The sequence below is a fragment of the Streptomyces lincolnensis genome (assembly GCF_021173675.1).
Lineage (GTDB): Bacteria > Actinomycetota > Actinomycetes > Streptomycetales > Streptomycetaceae > Streptomyces > Streptomyces lincolnensis_B.
In genome coordinates this window covers 357513-372703 of record NZ_JAIHON010000005.1, presented here as the reverse complement: position 1 = coordinate 372703, position 15191 = coordinate 357513, and the positions used below count along the sequence as shown (strand labels likewise).

General features: G+C 72.8%; 16 protein-coding genes. 9 read left to right on the top strand and 7 right to left on the bottom strand.

Going from position 1 to position 15191, the window contains the following annotated elements; genetic code table 11:
- Positions 1–25 precede the first annotated feature (25 nt).
- Positions 26–817, top strand: a complete 792-nt coding sequence (locus K4B79_RS15945; RefSeq protein WP_232027243.1) for a COG4705 family protein — start codon at positions 26–28, stop codon at positions 815–817.
- Positions 818–826: 9 nt separating this feature from the next.
- On the opposite strand, the gene K4B79_RS15940 is transcribed toward K4B79_RS15945, so the two are convergent.
- On the bottom strand, positions 827–1402 hold the full coding sequence (locus K4B79_RS15940; protein ID WP_232027242.1) for a hypothetical protein: 576 nt from the start codon (positions 1400–1402) through the stop codon (positions 827–829).
- A gap of 8 nt (positions 1403–1410) precedes the next feature.
- Positions 1411–1920: a GNAT family N-acetyltransferase gene (locus tag K4B79_RS15935; RefSeq protein WP_232027241.1), complete on the bottom strand. Its 510-nt coding sequence runs from the start codon at positions 1918–1920 to the stop codon at positions 1411–1413.
- A 48-nt stretch (positions 1921–1968) separates the two neighbouring features.
- On the opposite strand from K4B79_RS15935, the gene K4B79_RS15930 reads away from it, so the two are divergent.
- The gene (locus K4B79_RS15930) at positions 1969–2550 is read left to right on the top strand and encodes a helix-turn-helix domain-containing protein (protein ID WP_232027240.1); all 582 of its coding nucleotides are present in this window, start codon (positions 1969–1971) and stop codon (positions 2548–2550) included.
- A gap of 25 nt (positions 2551–2575) precedes the next feature.
- On the opposite strand, the gene K4B79_RS15925 is transcribed toward K4B79_RS15930, so the two are convergent.
- A complete protein-coding gene (locus tag K4B79_RS15925; protein ID WP_232027239.1) occupies positions 2576–3079 on the bottom strand; it encodes a hypothetical protein in 504 nt (167 codons plus the stop codon).
- Between the two features lie 164 nt (positions 3080–3243).
- On the opposite strand from K4B79_RS15925, the gene K4B79_RS15920 reads away from it, so the two are divergent.
- Complete coding sequence (locus K4B79_RS15920) at positions 3244–4020, top strand: FHA domain-containing protein (protein ID WP_232027238.1); 777 nt, start codon at positions 3244–3246, stop codon at positions 4018–4020.
- A gap of 36 nt (positions 4021–4056) precedes the next feature.
- Here K4B79_RS15920 and K4B79_RS15915 read toward each other — a convergent pair whose 3' ends face one another.
- Positions 4057–6003 carry a serine/threonine-protein kinase gene (locus tag K4B79_RS15915; RefSeq protein ID WP_232027237.1) on the bottom strand — a complete coding sequence of 649 codons (1947 nt, stop codon included), beginning with the start codon at positions 6001–6003 and terminating at the stop codon, positions 4057–4059.
- A 242-nt stretch (positions 6004–6245) separates the two neighbouring features.
- Here K4B79_RS15915 and K4B79_RS15910 point away from each other — a divergent pair, with 242 nt between their 5' ends.
- The 4 genes from K4B79_RS15910 (at position 6246) to K4B79_RS15895 (ending at position 10240) form a co-directional block, all read left to right on the top strand.
- Positions 6246–7034, top strand: a complete 789-nt coding sequence (locus K4B79_RS15910; protein ID WP_232027236.1) for a polysaccharide lyase family 7 protein — start codon at positions 6246–6248, stop codon at positions 7032–7034.
- Positions 7035–7146: 112 nt separating this feature from the next.
- Positions 7147–8097: an expansin EXLX1 family cellulose-binding protein gene (locus K4B79_RS15905; protein WP_232027235.1), complete on the top strand. Its 951-nt coding sequence runs from the start codon at positions 7147–7149 to the stop codon at positions 8095–8097.
- A gap of 141 nt (positions 8098–8238) precedes the next feature.
- The gene (locus tag K4B79_RS15900; protein WP_232027234.1) at positions 8239–9093 is read left to right on the top strand and encodes a DUF6424 family protein; all 855 of its coding nucleotides are present in this window, start codon (positions 8239–8241) and stop codon (positions 9091–9093) included.
- A 22-nt stretch (positions 9094–9115) separates the two neighbouring features.
- The gene (locus K4B79_RS15895; RefSeq protein ID WP_232027233.1) at positions 9116–10240 is read left to right on the top strand and encodes a T6SS phospholipase effector Tle1-like catalytic domain-containing protein; all 1125 of its coding nucleotides are present in this window, start codon (positions 9116–9118) and stop codon (positions 10238–10240) included.
- A gap of 13 nt (positions 10241–10253) precedes the next feature.
- On the opposite strand, the gene K4B79_RS15890 is transcribed toward K4B79_RS15895, so the two are convergent.
- From K4B79_RS15890 to K4B79_RS15880, 3 genes are all read right to left on the bottom strand, one after another.
- Complete coding sequence (locus tag K4B79_RS15890; protein WP_232027232.1) at positions 10254–11126, bottom strand: LLM class flavin-dependent oxidoreductase; 873 nt, start codon at positions 11124–11126, stop codon at positions 10254–10256.
- A 99-nt stretch (positions 11127–11225) separates the two neighbouring features.
- Positions 11226–12278, bottom strand: coding sequence for a glycoside hydrolase family 5 protein (locus tag K4B79_RS15885; protein WP_232027231.1), 1053 nt, complete (start codon positions 12276–12278; stop codon positions 11226–11228).
- Between the two features lie 655 nt (positions 12279–12933).
- A complete protein-coding gene (locus K4B79_RS15880) occupies positions 12934–13608 on the bottom strand; it encodes an ANTAR domain-containing response regulator (protein ID WP_232027230.1) in 675 nt (224 codons plus the stop codon).
- Positions 13609–13832: 224 nt separating this feature from the next.
- On the opposite strand from K4B79_RS15880, the gene K4B79_RS15875 reads away from it, so the two are divergent.
- Positions 13833–14186 (top strand): STAS domain-containing protein, encoded by a 354-nt coding sequence (locus tag K4B79_RS15875; RefSeq protein WP_374208470.1) that lies wholly within the window; start codon positions 13833–13835, stop codon positions 14184–14186.
- On the top strand, positions 14183–15151 hold the full coding sequence (locus tag K4B79_RS15870) for an anti-sigma factor RsbA family regulatory protein (protein ID WP_232027229.1): 969 nt from the start codon (positions 14183–14185) through the stop codon (positions 15149–15151). Before K4B79_RS15875 ends, K4B79_RS15870 begins: the two co-directional genes overlap by 4 nt.
- Positions 15152–15191: the final 40 nt, after the last annotated feature.

The following is a 15191-nucleotide window of genomic DNA, read 5'->3' as shown; positions in this document are numbered from 1 at the left end:
CGGGCACCGTGTCATCGTGCCTGCCATGCCGACTGATCACCTCACTCATGACCGGCCCGTGGGCCACCTGCGTCACACGGCGAGCAAGGTGCCGGAGGTGACGGCCTACTTCTGGATTGTCAAGGTGTTGACGACGGGGATGGGCGAGACGGCGTCGGACTGGCTTGCCCACCTCCTCGGCCCGGTCCCGGCGGTCGGCGTCGGCGGGGTCGTCCTGGCGGCCGTGCTGGCGGTGCAGTTCGCGGCCCGGCGGTACGTGGCCTGGATCTACTGGACCGCGATCGTCATGGTCAGCGTGTTCGGCACGATGGCCGCCGACGTGCTGCACGTCGGCCTGGGCGTGCCGTACACCCTCTCGGCCCCGTTCTTCATGGCCGCGCTGGCCGCCGTCTTCGCCCTCTGGTACCGCTGCGAGGGCACCCTGTCCATCCACAGCGTCCGCACCCGCCGCCGCGAGGTCTTCTACTGGGCCGCCGTCCTGGCCACCTTCGCCCTGGGCACCGCCGCCGGCGATCTCACGGCCTCGCTCGGACTCGGCTACCTCGGCTCCGCCGTCCTGTACGCGGCCGCGATCGCGGTACCGGCCGTCGCCCACCGCCGGGGCGGCCTGGACGCGGTGACGGCCTTCTGGACCGCGTACGTCGTCACCCGCCCCCTCGGCGCCTCGATCGCCGACTGGATGGCCGCCGGCCACGACCGGGGAGGAATCGGCCTGGGCCTCGGACCGGTCACCCTGTCCTGGACGGTGGCCATCCTCGGCTTCGTGGGCTACCTGGCCGTCTCCCGGAGGGACGTAGGGAGCCCGTCCATGCCCTGAGCGGAGGGCTCAGCCGTTCGACCCCGCCGGGGGCGTGGTGGTCGTGATGCCCTCGGTCGGGGCCGTGATGGAGTCGGCCTTGGTCACCAGCGGGTTCGACACGAACGAGGGCGGCAGCTTGTCGGCGATGTCGGCCGCGCTGTGGGTGTTGATCCAGTGCATGGTGGCGACGAGCGCGTCGACGGCCTTCTGCACCGTGTCCTGGTGCGAGGCCACCCAGTCGGTGCGGGCGAGCACACGGGCGGCGGGACAGGCGCCGCCCATCGCCGCCGTGGTGCCGGCCGTGGTGGCCAGGTCGATCGCGGAGAAACCGACGCCCTTCTTCGCGGTCAGGAACTGGGTGAGGGTGTCCGTGCCGGAACCCAGGTCGGTGACGCCGACCGTCCTGCCCGTGAAGCCGGCGCCCGAGGTGACCCCGGACGTCTTGGCGACGCCCTGTCCGCGGCCCAGGCCGCCGAACTCACCGGCGTCTCCCGGGCCACGGCCCAGCGGTAACTGTCGTACCTCGCGCGGGAGGGCATGGTCCGGCTGGAACTCCGCTGCGGAGCCACGGGCCGTCCCGAGCACCGCTGTCGGGCCGTCCACTGAGCCGCCTACCCCAGGTCCCGCTGGAGCAGGTGCGTGTCGATCCAGCGTCCGTGCTTGTGGCCGACCTCGACCAGGTGGCCGGCGTCGGTGAAGCCGAAGCGGCGGTGCAGGGCGAGGGAGGCGTCGCTGCCGGTGTCCGCGACGACGGCGATCATCCGCCGCATCCCGGCCCGGGCGGACTCGGTGACGAGCGTGCCGAGCAGGGCGGCGCCCAGCCCGCGGCCGGTGGCGTCGGGGGCCAGGTAGATCGTGTCCTCCACGGTGTACCGGTACGCCGGTTTGGGCCGCCAGGGCGCCGCGTAGGCGAAGCCGGCCACCGCGCCCTCCGACTCGGCGACGAGGAACGGCAGTCCGCGGCCGGTGAGTTCGTCCAGCCGGCGCTCCCAGTCGGCGACCGTCGGCGGGGTCTCCTCGAAGGTGGCCACGGTGTGGAGGACGTAGTGCGTGAAGATCTCGGCCACGGCCTTGAGGTCGCAGGGGGTGGCCGGGCGGATGACCGCCCCAGGTGTGGTCACGGGGAGGGCTCATTTCTCTATAGTGAAAGCTGTTGATATTATAGAGGAATGCTGGATCTGGTGACGCTGGGCCGACGCGTCCAGGGACTGCGGCACGGACTGGGGCTGACGCTCCAGGGCCTGGCCGACGCGGCCGAGGTGAGTGTGAGCATGCTGTCGTCGGTCGAGCGCGGCCAGAAGGCACCCACCGTCGTCGTGCTCGCCCGGATCGCCGACGGGCTGGGTGTGCCGCTCGCCGAGCTGGTCGCCGAGCCGGACGACCCGCGGATCGTGGTGCGGCGCGCCGCCGAGCAGGACAGCGTGGACGAACCGGGCGGCTGGCGGCGCACCGTCCTGACCCCGGTCGTGCCCGGCGTGAACTTCGAGTGGATCCGCACCACCCTGCCGCCGGGCTGCGACGCGGGCGACTTCCCCGCCTACGCGCCGGGCTCCCACGAGTTCGTCGCCGTCGACGCCGGAACGCTGCGGCTGACCCTCGGCGAGCGGGTGCTGCACCTCGACGCGGGCGACTCGGTGTACTTCGCCGCGGACGTCACCCACGGATACGCCAACCCCGGTGCGGTGCCGTGCACCTATCACGTCGCCGCGCTCGTCATGCGTCCCCGGGCCGCCCGGCCGCCGCGCGCCTGAGCCCGTTCCCGGGACGTCAGCCGGGTCAGTCGGCGAAGAACTCCAGCACCGCCGTGCCGTTCTCCAGGGACCTCAGCCGGAAGCCGAGGCCGTTCTGGATGCCGGTGCCGCCCTCGCCGAGGGAGGTGCGCAGGAAGGTGCCCGGACCCGAGGACTCGACCACGACGGTGTCGGCCGTGATCTTCGTGACCCGGAGGTTGGGGACGCGGAAGCGGCTGTCGACCTCGATGGACGTCGGCTTCGACACGGCGATCTCACAGCGGCCGTCGAAACAGGCGCCGACATCGGTGCCGTCGGCCGCCTCCCGCGTGGGCGTGGGCGAGGGCGAGGACGGTTGCCGGGTCTCCGCCGGCGCGCGCGTCCCGCCCGTACTCGGTGTCCCGCCCGTGCTCGGCGCCGCACTCGTGGACGACGGCTCCGCCCCCTCCGCGGAGCCGTCGTCCTGGCCGCCGCTCGCGCCGCAGCCGGTGAGTGCCGCCATCAGGGCCAGCGTCACGGCGACGCCGGCCCGGTTCCCGTTCGTGCCCATCGGTCCCCCTCGACTCGTCCACCGGTGAGTGCCGTCGAACCTCCCTCACCGGGGCAGGCCTTTTATACCGGCCCGTTGTGGGGAGGGGTCCCGCAGCGGCTGTGCACACTGATGCGGATACGTCGTACGCGTGCCGGAAGACCCGTGAACCGAGGAGATCAGCGATGTCCCTCTCCGCCAGCCTCGCGCGTGGAGTCGCCCCCGCCGCGCCGGGAACCCTGCACGCCCGCACGGTGACCGGGGAGCTCAGCGCCCCGCCCCGGCCGGGCCTGACCCTCCGGTTCGGACGCGGTGAGGAGCCGGACGTGGACCTCGGGGTCGGCGTGGACGACCAGTGGGTGAGCCGGCGGCACGGTGAGTTGACGTACCGCCAGGGGATGTGGTGGCTGCGCAACACCGGGCAGCAGCTCGTGCGGCTGCCGCGCGGCCGGATGATGCACCTGACCACCGAGCCGATGCCTCTCGACACCGGCTACACCCCGCTGTTCGTGAAGGGCTCCGGCTACCGCGAGCACCTGGTCGAGCTGTATGTGTCGGGCCACGACGACCACGGCCCGGTGTCGCGCCGGCGCGCCGAGACCGTACGGCCGGAGACCTGGGCGCTCGACGACGACGAGCGGCTGCTGCTGGTCGTCCTCGGCCAGCGCTATCTGCTCTACGAGGAGGACCCGCGTCCCCTGACGTACGCCGTGGCGGCCAGACAACTCGCCTATATCCGTCCCGACGGCCACTGGAACGAGCGCCGGATCGAGTACCGGGTCGAGGCCGTACGCCGCCGGCTGGACCGCACCGGGTTCCGGTACCCGCTGATGCACGACAAGTCGCAGGGCCGCCCCGGGGACAACGGCCTGCTGCACAACCTGATCAAGGGGCTGGTGGAGTCCACGACGCTCGTACCGCCGGACCTGCAGCTGATGGAGGACGACTCGGACTGGCCCTGAGCCCCCCCCCGAGCTCCTGAGCCCCCGAGCCCCCGCTCAGCGTGCGCGCAGTGCCGCCGCGGCGGAGGCCGCCAGGTCGCCGGCCAGCCCGCAGAGCCGTTCCGGGGGACGCCTGCCGCTGACGTCCAGGCGGACCATCTCGGCGGCCGTCTCCGAGTCCTGGCCGGTGTACCTGCGGTACTCCACGAAGGCCGTACAGGTGTCGCCGTCGTCGGGTTCGACGACGGTGCGGTATCCGCTGAGGGTGCGCGTGGTGCCCTTCTCCGCGGACCGGGGCTGGTCGCGGAAGAAGGCGATCTCGGTGTCCAGGTCGTCCACGTCGCTCGTCCACTCGCAGCTCCAGTCGGCGACGCCGACGTCCGGTACGTCCGTCCTGAGGCCCGGTACGACGGACAGGGCCTTGGTGTCGAGCAGGTCGCAGGCGTTCGCCCAGACCAGTGAGGTGCGCGGGTAGGCCGGGGAGCGGCGGGGCAGCGGGCCGCGGTCGAGGTCCTCGGCCGCGCTGCGGGCGGCCTTCTGGGCGACCGCGCACAGCACCGCGGTGCCGCCCGACACGGACCCCTCGCCCATGTTGACGCGGACCCCGACCAGGCTGTCACCGGTCCCGCCGAGGGGCGCGAGCAGCAGCCGGCACTCGTCGCTCTCCGACTCCTCCTCCAGGATGCCGATCTTCCCCACGGTGATGGTCGGCGCCGAGGACTCGGGCGGCGCGCCCCGGCGCAGCCGGAGCGAGACGTCGATACGGGTCTTGTCGTCGACGCGCACCAACAGGTCGCAGCGGTCGAAGTTGCCGTAGTCCACGTCCGGTTCCGCGGTGCCGAACTGGGCGAGGGCGGCGGGGTCGGCCAGTTCGCACACGTCGGCCGTGTGCGGATCGCCGATCAGGGACCGCGGCTCGTACGGGGCGTTCTTGCCGAGCCCGCTCCCCGACCGGGACCCGGTCTTTTCGTCGTCGCCCTGCTGGGCGACGACGAGGCCCAGGGCCAGTACGGCGCTGAGGCCGAGGGCCACCGCGGCCAGTGGCCGCCATCGCCGCCGTCCGCCGGGCCGGTCCCGGGCGGTGTCCGGGCCGGGGGCGGGGGCGTCCGCCCCGGATCCGGCGACCGCCTCCAGACGCCGCTTGACCTCGGTCGCGGTCGGACGCTGCCCCGGATCGCGCCGGAGCATGTCGGCGAGCACGGGGTACAGCGGCCCCACGGCGTCGGCGTCCAGGTCCACCACGCCCTGCTCGGCCCGCCAGTGCCGCAGGCGCTCGGCGTCCTCCTCGGCGTCCCCCGTCCGCCCGGGGGCTTCCGCCTCGACGGGTTCGCCGCCGCGCGGGGGTGCGCCGGTGACCAGGGCGTGCAGGGTGGCGGCCAGACAGAAGACGTCCGAGGCGGGCCGGGGGACGTTCCCCCGGGCCAGTTCGGGGGCGGCGTAGTCCGGGGTGTAGCTGAACGGGCCGTTGACCGTGATGGTGTCGGTGCCGCCTACCCGGTAGGCGGCACCGAAGTCCAGCAGCTTCGCCGTGCCCCGGCGGGTGAGGCCGATGTTGGCGGGCTTGACGTCGCAGTGGACGATGCCCTCCTCGTGCAACGCGGCCAGCGCGTCGGCGAGTTGGGCGCCGATCCGGGCCGCCCGCACCGGAGGGACGGTGGGCTGCCGGTCCAGGCCGCCGCCGGGGACGTACTCCATGACGAACCAGTACGTCTGCGCGACGCCGCCGTCCTTGTCGCCCTCGTCGCCCTTGTCGTCCCGCGGGGGCGCGGTCACGACGTCGAAGAGGGTGACGACATGGGGGTGGTCGCGGAACTTGGCCATGGCGCGGGGCTCGCCCAGCAGCCGCAGCACCGCGGTCTCGTGGTCGCCCTCCGGCAGCTCCGGTTTCAGCGCGACGTCCTGGCCCACCACCGTGTCGTGGGCCAGCCAGACGTCACCGCCCCGACCCGCGCCGATGACCTCCCTGAGGACATAGCGGTCGGCGAAACGGTCACCGGAACGCACGGATTCTTCCCCCTCGGTCGAGTCCGGGCCACGCACCCTCGGTCCAGGAGCACGCGGTCGGGTCGAACCTACTGCGTAGGCCCGGCCGTACGCAGTGTCTACCCAGAGCCTTCATCAGGCGCACGCATGGGCGGGGACGGTGAACGCCCGCCCGGGACGGCGGACTTCGGGACCGGTCCCGGCGACGGGGCCTACGGTACGCGTCGGCCCGAACCGAACACCCGAGGAGAGGAAACCCCGCCATGCCCAGCATGCGGACCTGCCTGCCGGTGGGCATCACCGCGGCCCTGTCGACCGCCGCGTTCACCCTGTCCGCCCAGGCGGCCACCCCCGCCCCGGCCCCGGAGCGGACGGCGGCCGCCCGGTGCGCCAACCCCTCCGAGGTCCTCGACCTGACCGACTGGAAACTGACCCTGCCCACCGGTGAGGAGGAGGACCCCGCCGAGATCACCCAGCCCGAGCTGGCCGGCTTCTCCGCCGCCCCCTGGTTCCGGGCCGAGGGCGACTGCGGCGCCGTCAGGTTCCGGGCGGCCGTCAACGGTGTGACGACGGGCGGCTCCAGCTATCCGCGCGCCGAACTGCGGGAGATGACCGACGGCGGCGAGGACGAGGCCGCCTGGTCCACCACGGAGGGCACCCACACCCTCGTGGTCCGGGAGGCCTTCACGGCACTGCCCGCCGAACGGCCGTGGGTGGTCGGCGCCCAGGTCCACGGCGGGGACGACGACGTCACCGTCTTCCGGCTGGAGGGCAGCCGCCTCTACATCACCGACGGCGACGACCGGCACCACCACCTCGTCACCGACGACTACGAGCTGGGCACCGAGTTCGAGGCCAGGTTCGTGGCCCGGGACGGCAGGATCAAGGCGTACTACAACGGCACGCTGGAGACCACGGTCTCCCACGACGGCGACACCAACTACTTCAAGGCGGGCGCCTACACCCAGGCCAACTGCGGCAACTCCGACCCCTGCACGGACGGCAACTTCGGCGAGGTCCGCATCTCGGACATCGACGTCAAGCACTCCTGAGCGACGGCGAGTTGGGCGCCGGAAACTTTTTTCGAGAAATCCGGCAACCTTTCGGCGCGCGGCGGCCACTGTAGGGGAGGTGGATCTCCCGACCCCGACAAGGACCTCATCCGTGGCGCCCAGATCTCAGCACCGTGCGGCCCGTAAGCGGCGTACCGCTCTCGTCGTCGTCTCCGTGGCGGCCCTCGCTCTCGTCGTGTCCGCGGTCGTGGCGCTGGCCGTGGCCGTGCGTCCCGACCGCAAGGCCGCCGACGAGCGCCCGGCTCCCGCGCCCGTGGCCGGCGCCCAGGTGACGCGGGCGCCGGCCACGGAACCCGAGCCGACACCCTCATCGGCGCCCCCGAGCAGGAAGGCCGCCGCGATCGCCCCGTCGGCTCCGGAGACCCCCGCCGCGAAGCGGCCCGCGGCCACGAAGACCCCGCGGCCGTCCTCCGGGCCAGCGTCCCTGGCGGGACGCATCCGCCCCGCGGTCACCTACAGCGGGGTCGCCACCTTCTACGACGCCGGAAACGGCGACGGGGCCTGTCTGTTCGGCCCCACCGACGACGTGATGACCGCGGCGATGAACACCACCGACTACGAGACCTCCAAGGCGTGCGGGGCCCACGTGCTCGTCCGCACGGCGAGCGGGGCCTCCGTCACGGTCCGCATCACCAACGAGTGCCCGGGGGACTGCGCGCCCGGCCAACTCGACCTCAGCGCCGAGGCGTTCGCCAGGCTCGCCGACCCCACGGCCGGCCGGATCCCGATCACCTGGACCCTGCTGAGCCCCGACCGGGCCGACACGCTCTCGGTCCGCTACAAGACCGGCTCCAGCCGTTACTGGTGCGCCGTCCAGGTGCTCGGCCACCGCAACCCCGTGGCCCGGCTCGAAGTGAACTCCGGCGGGAGCTGGGTCGCCCTGCCGCGTACCGAGTACAACTACTTCCTCTCCGAGAAGGGGACCGGGTGCGGTGGCGAGATCCGCGTCACCGACATCTATGGAGAACAACTGACGGTCGACGGCATCGCGCTACAACCGGACGTCGTGCAGCCCACACGCGTGCAGTTCGCCGCGCACTGACCCTCGCGCGGCCCGCGGGACCCGTGGGAGACGCGCGGCCGGTGACAGAAGTCGACGCGGGGACGACCTCGGCGCACGATGGAGGAAGCGGGCCTCGAGCGCGCTGGGCGAACGGGGCCGCGGTGCGTGAAGGAGGCGGCCATGCCCGACGCGGGTTCGGTGGCAGAGCGGGAAGCCGGAGGCCGGGTCGTCCTCGAACCGGGCGGCACCCACGGCGGCAACCATCCCTGGAGGATCCGCCTCGTCAAGCACCGGGAGCGCGCCGAGTCCCGGCACTTCCGGGCGGCCAAGAAGGCGGCGAAGAAGATCCTGCAGGAGGCGGACGCCGGCGCAGGCGACCTGCCGTACGGGCCGGGCCCCTGGGAGATGCACCACGGCGGCAGTCTCTGGGTCAGGACGTCGACGGGCTGGCGCATGTACCGGGCCCGGGTCGGCATCGAGTGGAGCATGCAGTTCTGCGCCGACCCCGTGAAGGTGGACCGGCTCCGCCGGGAGGCCGCCGACCTCGTCGCCGCCTTCCCGATGACGCTCGCGGCCCTGGACGCCCTCGGCTACAAGCGCGCCCGGGACCTGCTGAACACCCCGATCACCGACGCCGACACCGTCGAGGCGTGGACCGACTCCCTCTTCAACGCGTGCGTGCCGCTGAGCCGCCCCCACCACTCCGGCGTCCTGCCCAAGGCGGCCGGCGAGCACCACTACCCCTGGCCGACGAAGTCCGCGGACTTCTTCAAGTACGACGACTTCCACCTGTGGGTGACCCTGCCCGACGGCACCCACGCCGGGGTCGCCCCGGTGGGCCGCCGGGGTTCCGGCGACGGACAGGTGCGGATCGTGCACGCCCGGCACGGCACACCGGCCGGAAAGGCCGTGGCGGAGGCGCAGCGGCGCCGCATGATGGCGGTGCTGCCGCCCGACAGCCCCATGGCGCTGGAGGCGTTCGAACAGCAGATACCGCCCGGGGCGGACACCGCGTCCACCCCGCCGGCCGGTTGACCGGGGAGGGGCCATGTCAGCCATGTCAGCCAGGCCACGCAGCATCGTCATCTGCCTCGACGGAACCGGCAACCAGGTCGGCGCGGACCACCCCACCAACGTGGTCAAGCTCTACGGGATGCTGGCGACGGAGAACCCCGACCGCCAGCTCCTCTACTACGACCCCGGCGTCGGCACCCTCTCGGCGGCCACCGCACGCGGGCCCCTGAGCCGCCGGTTCTCCCGGCTGAGCGGCCTGGCGTTCGGCACCGGCCTGAGGACCAACCTCGCCGAGGCGTACACCTACCTGATGCGTCACTGGGAGCCGGGCGACGCGGTCCACGTCTTCGGGTTCAGCCGCGGCGCCTACACCGCCCGCGCCCTCGTCGGGATGCTCAACAAGCCGGGGCTCATGCGTCCGGGAACGGAGAACCTCGTCCCCTACGCCGTCGCGAAGTACGCCTTCAACCAGGACATCGACCGCAGCCAGGACGAGGTCGCCCGCTTCTCGCGCGCCTTCTGCCGGGTCGCCGACGGGGACCCGCTGTGGCAGCAGGTCAAGCTCAACGACCCCCGCCAGGTCTCGCGCTACGCCGTGCCGGTCACCTACATGGGGCTCTGGGACACCGTGAAGGCGGCCGGCGTCCTCCGCCTGGGCACCCTGCGCTGGCCCTACACCCGGTCCCTGCCCAACGCGTACCGCATCCGGCACGCCGTCTCCCTCGACGAGCGACGCCGGCCCTACCGCGAGTACCTGGTCAGACCCCGGACCGGGCCGGTGCGGGACACGCTGGAGGAGGTCTGGTTCGCCGGGGTGCACTGTGACGTCGGCGGCACCTTCGACCACGAGAAGGGCGAGCCGCTGCTGTCCACCATCGCCCTCAAGTGGATCGTCGACGGCGGGTGCCGGGACCTCGACTTCCGGGAGGGCGCCTACGCGGAGGCGACCGCGCTGACCAAGGACTTCGCCGGCGCCGCCTGCCACCGCAACGGTCCGCTGTGGTGCCTCGTGGGCCGGCGCTCGCGGGGCGTGCCCGAGGACGCGGTCTTCCACGAGAGCGTCCGGCTCCGGCTCCAGGAGGACCCGGAGTACCGCCGCGGCCTCCCGGACCCGGACGATCCCACCCGCTGGGCCGATCCCCACTGGACGGAACCGGCCCTTCGGTGAGCCGGGCCGCCGCTCAGCGCCCGAGCGCGCCCAGCACCGCTTCCAGCTGCCGCAGCGGTTCACCGCCCACGACACGGAGTACGACCGTGTCGGCGCCCGCCGCGCCGAGCGCGCCGATGTCCTCGGCGGCCTCCGACGCCGTACCGGAGACGGTGAACACCTCGTCCTGCGGGCGGCCGAGCCAGCCGCCGTGGCCCTCGGTGTGCGGGTGCAGGGTGCGGGCGACCTCGTCGGGGTCGTCGCCGACGTGGCAGAAGGAGAACACCGTGAGGGTGTGGCCGGCTCCGGCGCCGCCCCGCGCGGTCAGGGCCCGGATGTTCTCCAGGTCGCGCGGGCCGTGGCCCTCGGCGATCAGGGTGCCGTCGGCGACCCGGCCGGACAGCTCCAGGGAGCGGGGGCGGACCACACCCGCGACCACCGGCGGGGGTTCGGCCGGCGGGTGCACCAACTTCACGCCGTCCAGGCGTACTTCGCGGCCCTCCAGCTCGACCTTCGCACCGCGCAGCAGGGCCCGCACGGAGGTGATGGTCTCCTCCAGCAGGGCCAGCGGTGAGCGCGGGGCGACACCGACCTGTTCCATCCACTCCCGCACGCCGTGCCCGATGCCGGCCACCAGCCGGTCCGGGAACACCCGTGCCAGGGTGGCCAGTTCCATCGCCAGCAGGGCGGGGCTGCGCAACGGCGCCGGGGTGATCCCGATGCCCACCCGCAGCCGCCGGGTGGCGCCCAGGGCCACGGCCGCCGCGGACACCCCGCCGTTCCAGCCGAGGTCCTCGACCACCCACAGGTCGTCCACGCCGAGTTCCTCGGCCCGTCGCGCGAACTCGGGCAGCCCTTCCGGGGCCCAGTCGCGGTCGTACATGACACCGATACGAAGGTCTGTCATGGCTCCTGAACCTAGGGTCCGGGCAGCCGTCGATCAACGGAGTATCCGGACCCCGTTGACCGACGGTGCGGGAGGGCCGCCCGCTGCGGGGCGGCCGGGTCAGCGCTGGACGGGCCTGCCGCGGCCCCAGGCCCAGGCGAGGCGGTCGGCGCCGGACTGGTTGGTGGTGGCCAGCCAGGGGCGGTTCGGGTCGCCGGTGAGGGTCTGGAGGGTGTAGGAGTCGTCGGTGCGCAGGCCGGGCCAGTACACGGAGCCCATCTTCAGCTCGCGGAAGGTGTCGGTGACGGCCTGGACGTAGTTGACGAAGTTGTTGGCGGCGTCCGGCTTGTTGTAGTCGAAGCCGGTGGTCATCGGGGCGCCGAACTCGTCCGCGACGGTCCGGTTGGCGCAGGTGCCGATGCGCTCCTTCAGGTCCGCCTTCCACTGGTCGTAGGTGGCGTACTCCTTCCAGAACCCGTAGTGGTGCAGGGAGAGGTAGGTGCCGTTCAGGCGCGGGTCCGCGCAGACCGTGGTGACGTGGTCGTTGTAGCCGGCGCCGCTGACGAAGACGCGGTCGCGGGGCACCGACGGGTAGGTGGCGAGCCACTTCGCGGCTATGTCGGCCCACTCGGTGTCGGTGTAGCCGTGCGGCTCGTTCATCGGCTCGAAGTAGACGCGGCTGTTGTTCTTGTAGGCCCCGACGACGGTCTTCCACATCGGCCAGTAGGTGGCCGTGTCGTCGATGAAGCCGTCCTTGCGGTCACCGGTCCCCTCCCAGTAGGAGACGATGACCTTGAAGCCCTGGTCGGTGGCCGCGTCGATGACCCCGCGGTACGACTTCCAGTACGAGCCGTTGACCGTGTACGGGTTGATGGGCAGCCGCACGGTGTTGGCGCCGAGGTTGGCGCGGAAGGCCGCGATGATCCGGCTCGCCTTGGCGTACGTCTGCTTGTAGTTGTCGGAGGTCGACAGGCCGGACAGCTTGAGCAGGTCGTCGGCGAAGTTGTCGCGCGGGTCCGCCCAGTTGACGCCCTTGAACTGGGTCGGGTCCAGGCGCGGCGCGGCCGAGGCGGGGCTGCCGGTGAGGGTGGTGGCGCCGATCGCGGCGATCGCGACGCCCACGAGGCCGGCACGCAGCCGGGTGGGGCGGTTTCTGGCGGGGGTCTTGCGCATCGACGTGCCCTTTCAGGAGGTGGCGGCTCGGCACGCCGGGGCCCGGGGGAGGACGGGCCCGGCATGGCCGCGCCGCTGTGTTTACGCAAACATCGAAGCGGGCATTTGCCCGGTGTTTACGTAAACATCGCGGCGCCGGAATCGTGGCACCCACCACCCTGATCGTCAAGGTTTCCCGCACGTAACATCGTCGGCCGCCGCGCCGCGGAGGGAGTGGACCGGGGAAAGCGCGGGTATGGCCGGGTGCAACGGGATCGAAGAGGAAGCCGACCGGCCTCGGTCACCCCGAGTTCGACTCAGGGGCGGGTGTCCTCCCCGGGGAGTACCGGGACCCCCACGGGTCCTGCCCCGGAGGCAGGGCGGATGCCACCGCGGGCACGATGTGCCCGGTCGACGCGGGGACCAGGCTGGTCGAGTCGGGTACGGGGCACCTCGCCGCGTACCGGCCGGACACCGAGGAGGCGTCATGAACCGCCAGACCCGAGTGCGCGTCACCCGCCGGCCCACCGCCCCACGTGACCTGACCATCGACCGCCGCACCCCGTCGGGACGGGTGCTGCCCTACTGACCTCCCTCGGTGAGGGAATCCGCCCTCCGGGGCGACCGCCCGCCCCGGCCCCGCGCGGCCGGGGCGTCTCAGCGGCTCCGGTGTGTTTTAGCGCCCCCGGTGTGCGATCGCCGTGCGCAGGGCCGTGCGGACCTCCTCCGGGGGCGGCGCGCCGTCGGTGCCGGTGCTGGCGGTGACCGCCGCGGCGACCACCCGGAGCTTGGTGTTGGAGAGCTGGGAGGCCTCGCGCAGGATCGTCCAGGCCTCGTCGGAGCTGCAGGCGTGGGTGGCCATGAGGATGCCGCGGGCCTGGTCGATCACCGGGCGGGAGGCGATCGCCTGCCGGAGCTGCTCGACCTCCTCCTGCAGCAGCCGCAGCCGCTCCGCCCGTTCCAGGGCCACCGCGGAGGTGGTGGAGGGGCCGGGCTCCGGGGTGGGTCCCCGCAGGGCGTCGGTGGTGTCGAGGCCGACCAGTTCCAGGATCCGTCGAGGCTGGCCGCTCCAGTTCCCGGCCGTGACCTCGATGCCGTGCCGGACCCCGTGGTCGCCGAGGTGCTCCAGGAACTGGAGACCGGCCGTGTCCATGAACTCCACGCCGGACATGTCGAGTTCGATCCGCCGGACGCCGGTGGGCAGCTCGGCCAGTTTCGCGGCCAGGACGTCCGCGCACCCGCGGACGAGCTCTCCGCGTGGAGCGAGCACCGCTCGGTCCCCGTCCACGCGCCCATCGATGACCAGGGTGTTCGGCCGCCCCGCGAGAGGTGTGTGTGCCGCTGAGGTCATGTCCCCGCCTTGATCGGTTTCCCCGCCTTGTCACTCGTGTTGTCGATTCACCGCCGGACTCCGCCGTGGAGCCCTGAGGTCGTGGACCATGACCCAGCTCCGCGGGGGCCCGGCGGTGCTGACAGTGCGCCTGCCCGCCGCACGGCGGACTACACACCACCGTCAGGAATGCCGTGTGACATCCGGGGTACATGCGATCTCGTCCGGGAGAGTGGGGAGACGGTGTGGGCATCCACAACCAGGTACGGTCCGACGTCGTGGACGCGACGCCGGAACTGACGGTGTCCCCGCTGGCCGAGCGCAGCGGACTGCGCATGGCGGGAGAGGTCGGACTGGCGACGCGCGGGGTCTGGGAACGCGCGTTGGAGCAGGTCGTGGACGGAGACGGTGATGTGTACTACCTGGAGTTGTCGTCGGTGACGTTCGTGGACGTCGCGGGCGCCGGAGCGCTGGCCTGCGCCGCCCAACGGCTTCCGGACGGCCGGCGGATGGTGCTGCACCGGCCGCCGCCGGTGCTGCGCCGGGTGCTGGAGACGTTCTGGCCCGAGCTTTCGGCGATCGAGGTGTCGATGTCATGAGTGCCGCGGCCGAACCCTTCGAATCGATCAGGGCCGCCGCGTCGGCCGACCCGTTCGTCCACCCCGCCCTTTTCTACGGCAGCGAACGGGAGTACCTCGCGGGCACCGTCTCCTTCGTCCGCGCCGGACTCGCGGCCGGCGACCCGGTGGCGGTCGCCGTGCCCGGCGAGAACCTCGCGCTCATCCGGGACGGCCTCGGCGCCGACGCCGACGCCGTACGGCTCATGGACATGCGGGAGGCCGGGCGCAACCCCGGCCGGATCATCCCCGGCGTGCTGCGCGCCTTCGCCGACGCCCAGCCGCCCGGCCGGCGGGTACGGATCATCGGCGAGCCGATCTGGGCGGGCCGCAGCGACACCGAGTACCCCGCCTGCGTCCAGCACGAGGCGCTGATCAACGCCGCCTTCACGGGCCGCACGGTGAGCATCCTGTGCCCGTACGACACCCGGCGGCTGGCCCCGCGGGTGATCGCCGACGCCTACGCCACCCACCCCACCGTCGTCCACGCCGGCTCCGGACCGGAGACGTACAGCGGGGTCTACGACCCCGACGACGTCGTCGCCCGCTACAACGAGCCGCTCCCGCCCGCCCCCCACGTGCCGGCCCTCGCCTTCGACGCGGACGCCCTCGCGCACGCCCGGCACACCGCCACCGACCTGGCCGCGCGGCTCGGCCTGAGCGGAATGCGCCTGCAGGACCTCGCGCTCGTCACCGCCGAGCTGACCACCAACAGCGTGGTGCACGGCGGCGGTTCGGGCACGTTGCGGGTCTGGGCCGAGGACGGCCACGTGCTCTGCGAGGTCCACGACAAGGGCCGCCTCACCGACCCCCTGGCCGGCCGCCGCCCCGCCCCCCGTGAGCAGCGCGGCGGCCGGGGACTGCTCATGGTCAACCTCGTCGCGGACCTGGTCCGCCTGCACACCGACGCGGACGGCACCACCGTCCGCTGCTGGTTCGCCTGCTGAACCGGCCCATCTGACCTGCGCCTTCTTGACCCGGGTCGTC

Excerpts from the sequence above, each read along its gene's own strand:
- K4B79_RS15945 (WP_232027243.1), top strand. The coding sequence starts at position 26 with ATGCCGACTGATCACCTCACTCATGACCGGCCCGTGGGCCACCTGCGT.
- K4B79_RS15930 (WP_232027240.1), top strand. The coding sequence starts at position 1,969 with ATGCTGGATCTGGTGACGCTGGGCCGACGCGTCCAGGGACTGCGGCAC.
- K4B79_RS15925 (WP_232027239.1), bottom strand. The coding sequence starts at position 3,079 with ATGGGCACGAACGGGAACCGGGCCGGCGTCGCCGTGACGCTGGCCCTG.
- K4B79_RS15920 (WP_232027238.1), top strand. The coding sequence starts at position 3,244 with ATGTCCCTCTCCGCCAGCCTCGCGCGTGGAGTCGCCCCCGCCGCGCCG.
- K4B79_RS15910 (WP_232027236.1), top strand. The coding sequence starts at position 6,246 with ATGCCCAGCATGCGGACCTGCCTGCCGGTGGGCATCACCGCGGCCCTG.
- K4B79_RS15900 (WP_232027234.1), top strand. The coding sequence starts at position 8,239 with ATGCCCGACGCGGGTTCGGTGGCAGAGCGGGAAGCCGGAGGCCGGGTC.
- K4B79_RS15895 (WP_232027233.1), top strand. The coding sequence starts at position 9,116 with ATGTCAGCCAGGCCACGCAGCATCGTCATCTGCCTCGACGGAACCGGC.
- K4B79_RS15890 (WP_232027232.1), bottom strand. The coding sequence starts at position 11,126 with ATGACAGACCTTCGTATCGGTGTCATGTACGACCGCGACTGGGCCCCG.
- K4B79_RS15885 (WP_232027231.1), bottom strand. The coding sequence starts at position 12,278 with ATGCGCAAGACCCCCGCCAGAAACCGCCCCACCCGGCTGCGTGCCGGC.
- K4B79_RS15880 (WP_232027230.1), bottom strand. The coding sequence starts at position 13,608 with ATGACCTCAGCGGCACACACACCTCTCGCGGGGCGGCCGAACACCCTG.
- K4B79_RS15870 (WP_232027229.1), top strand. The coding sequence starts at position 14,183 with ATGAGTGCCGCGGCCGAACCCTTCGAATCGATCAGGGCCGCCGCGTCG.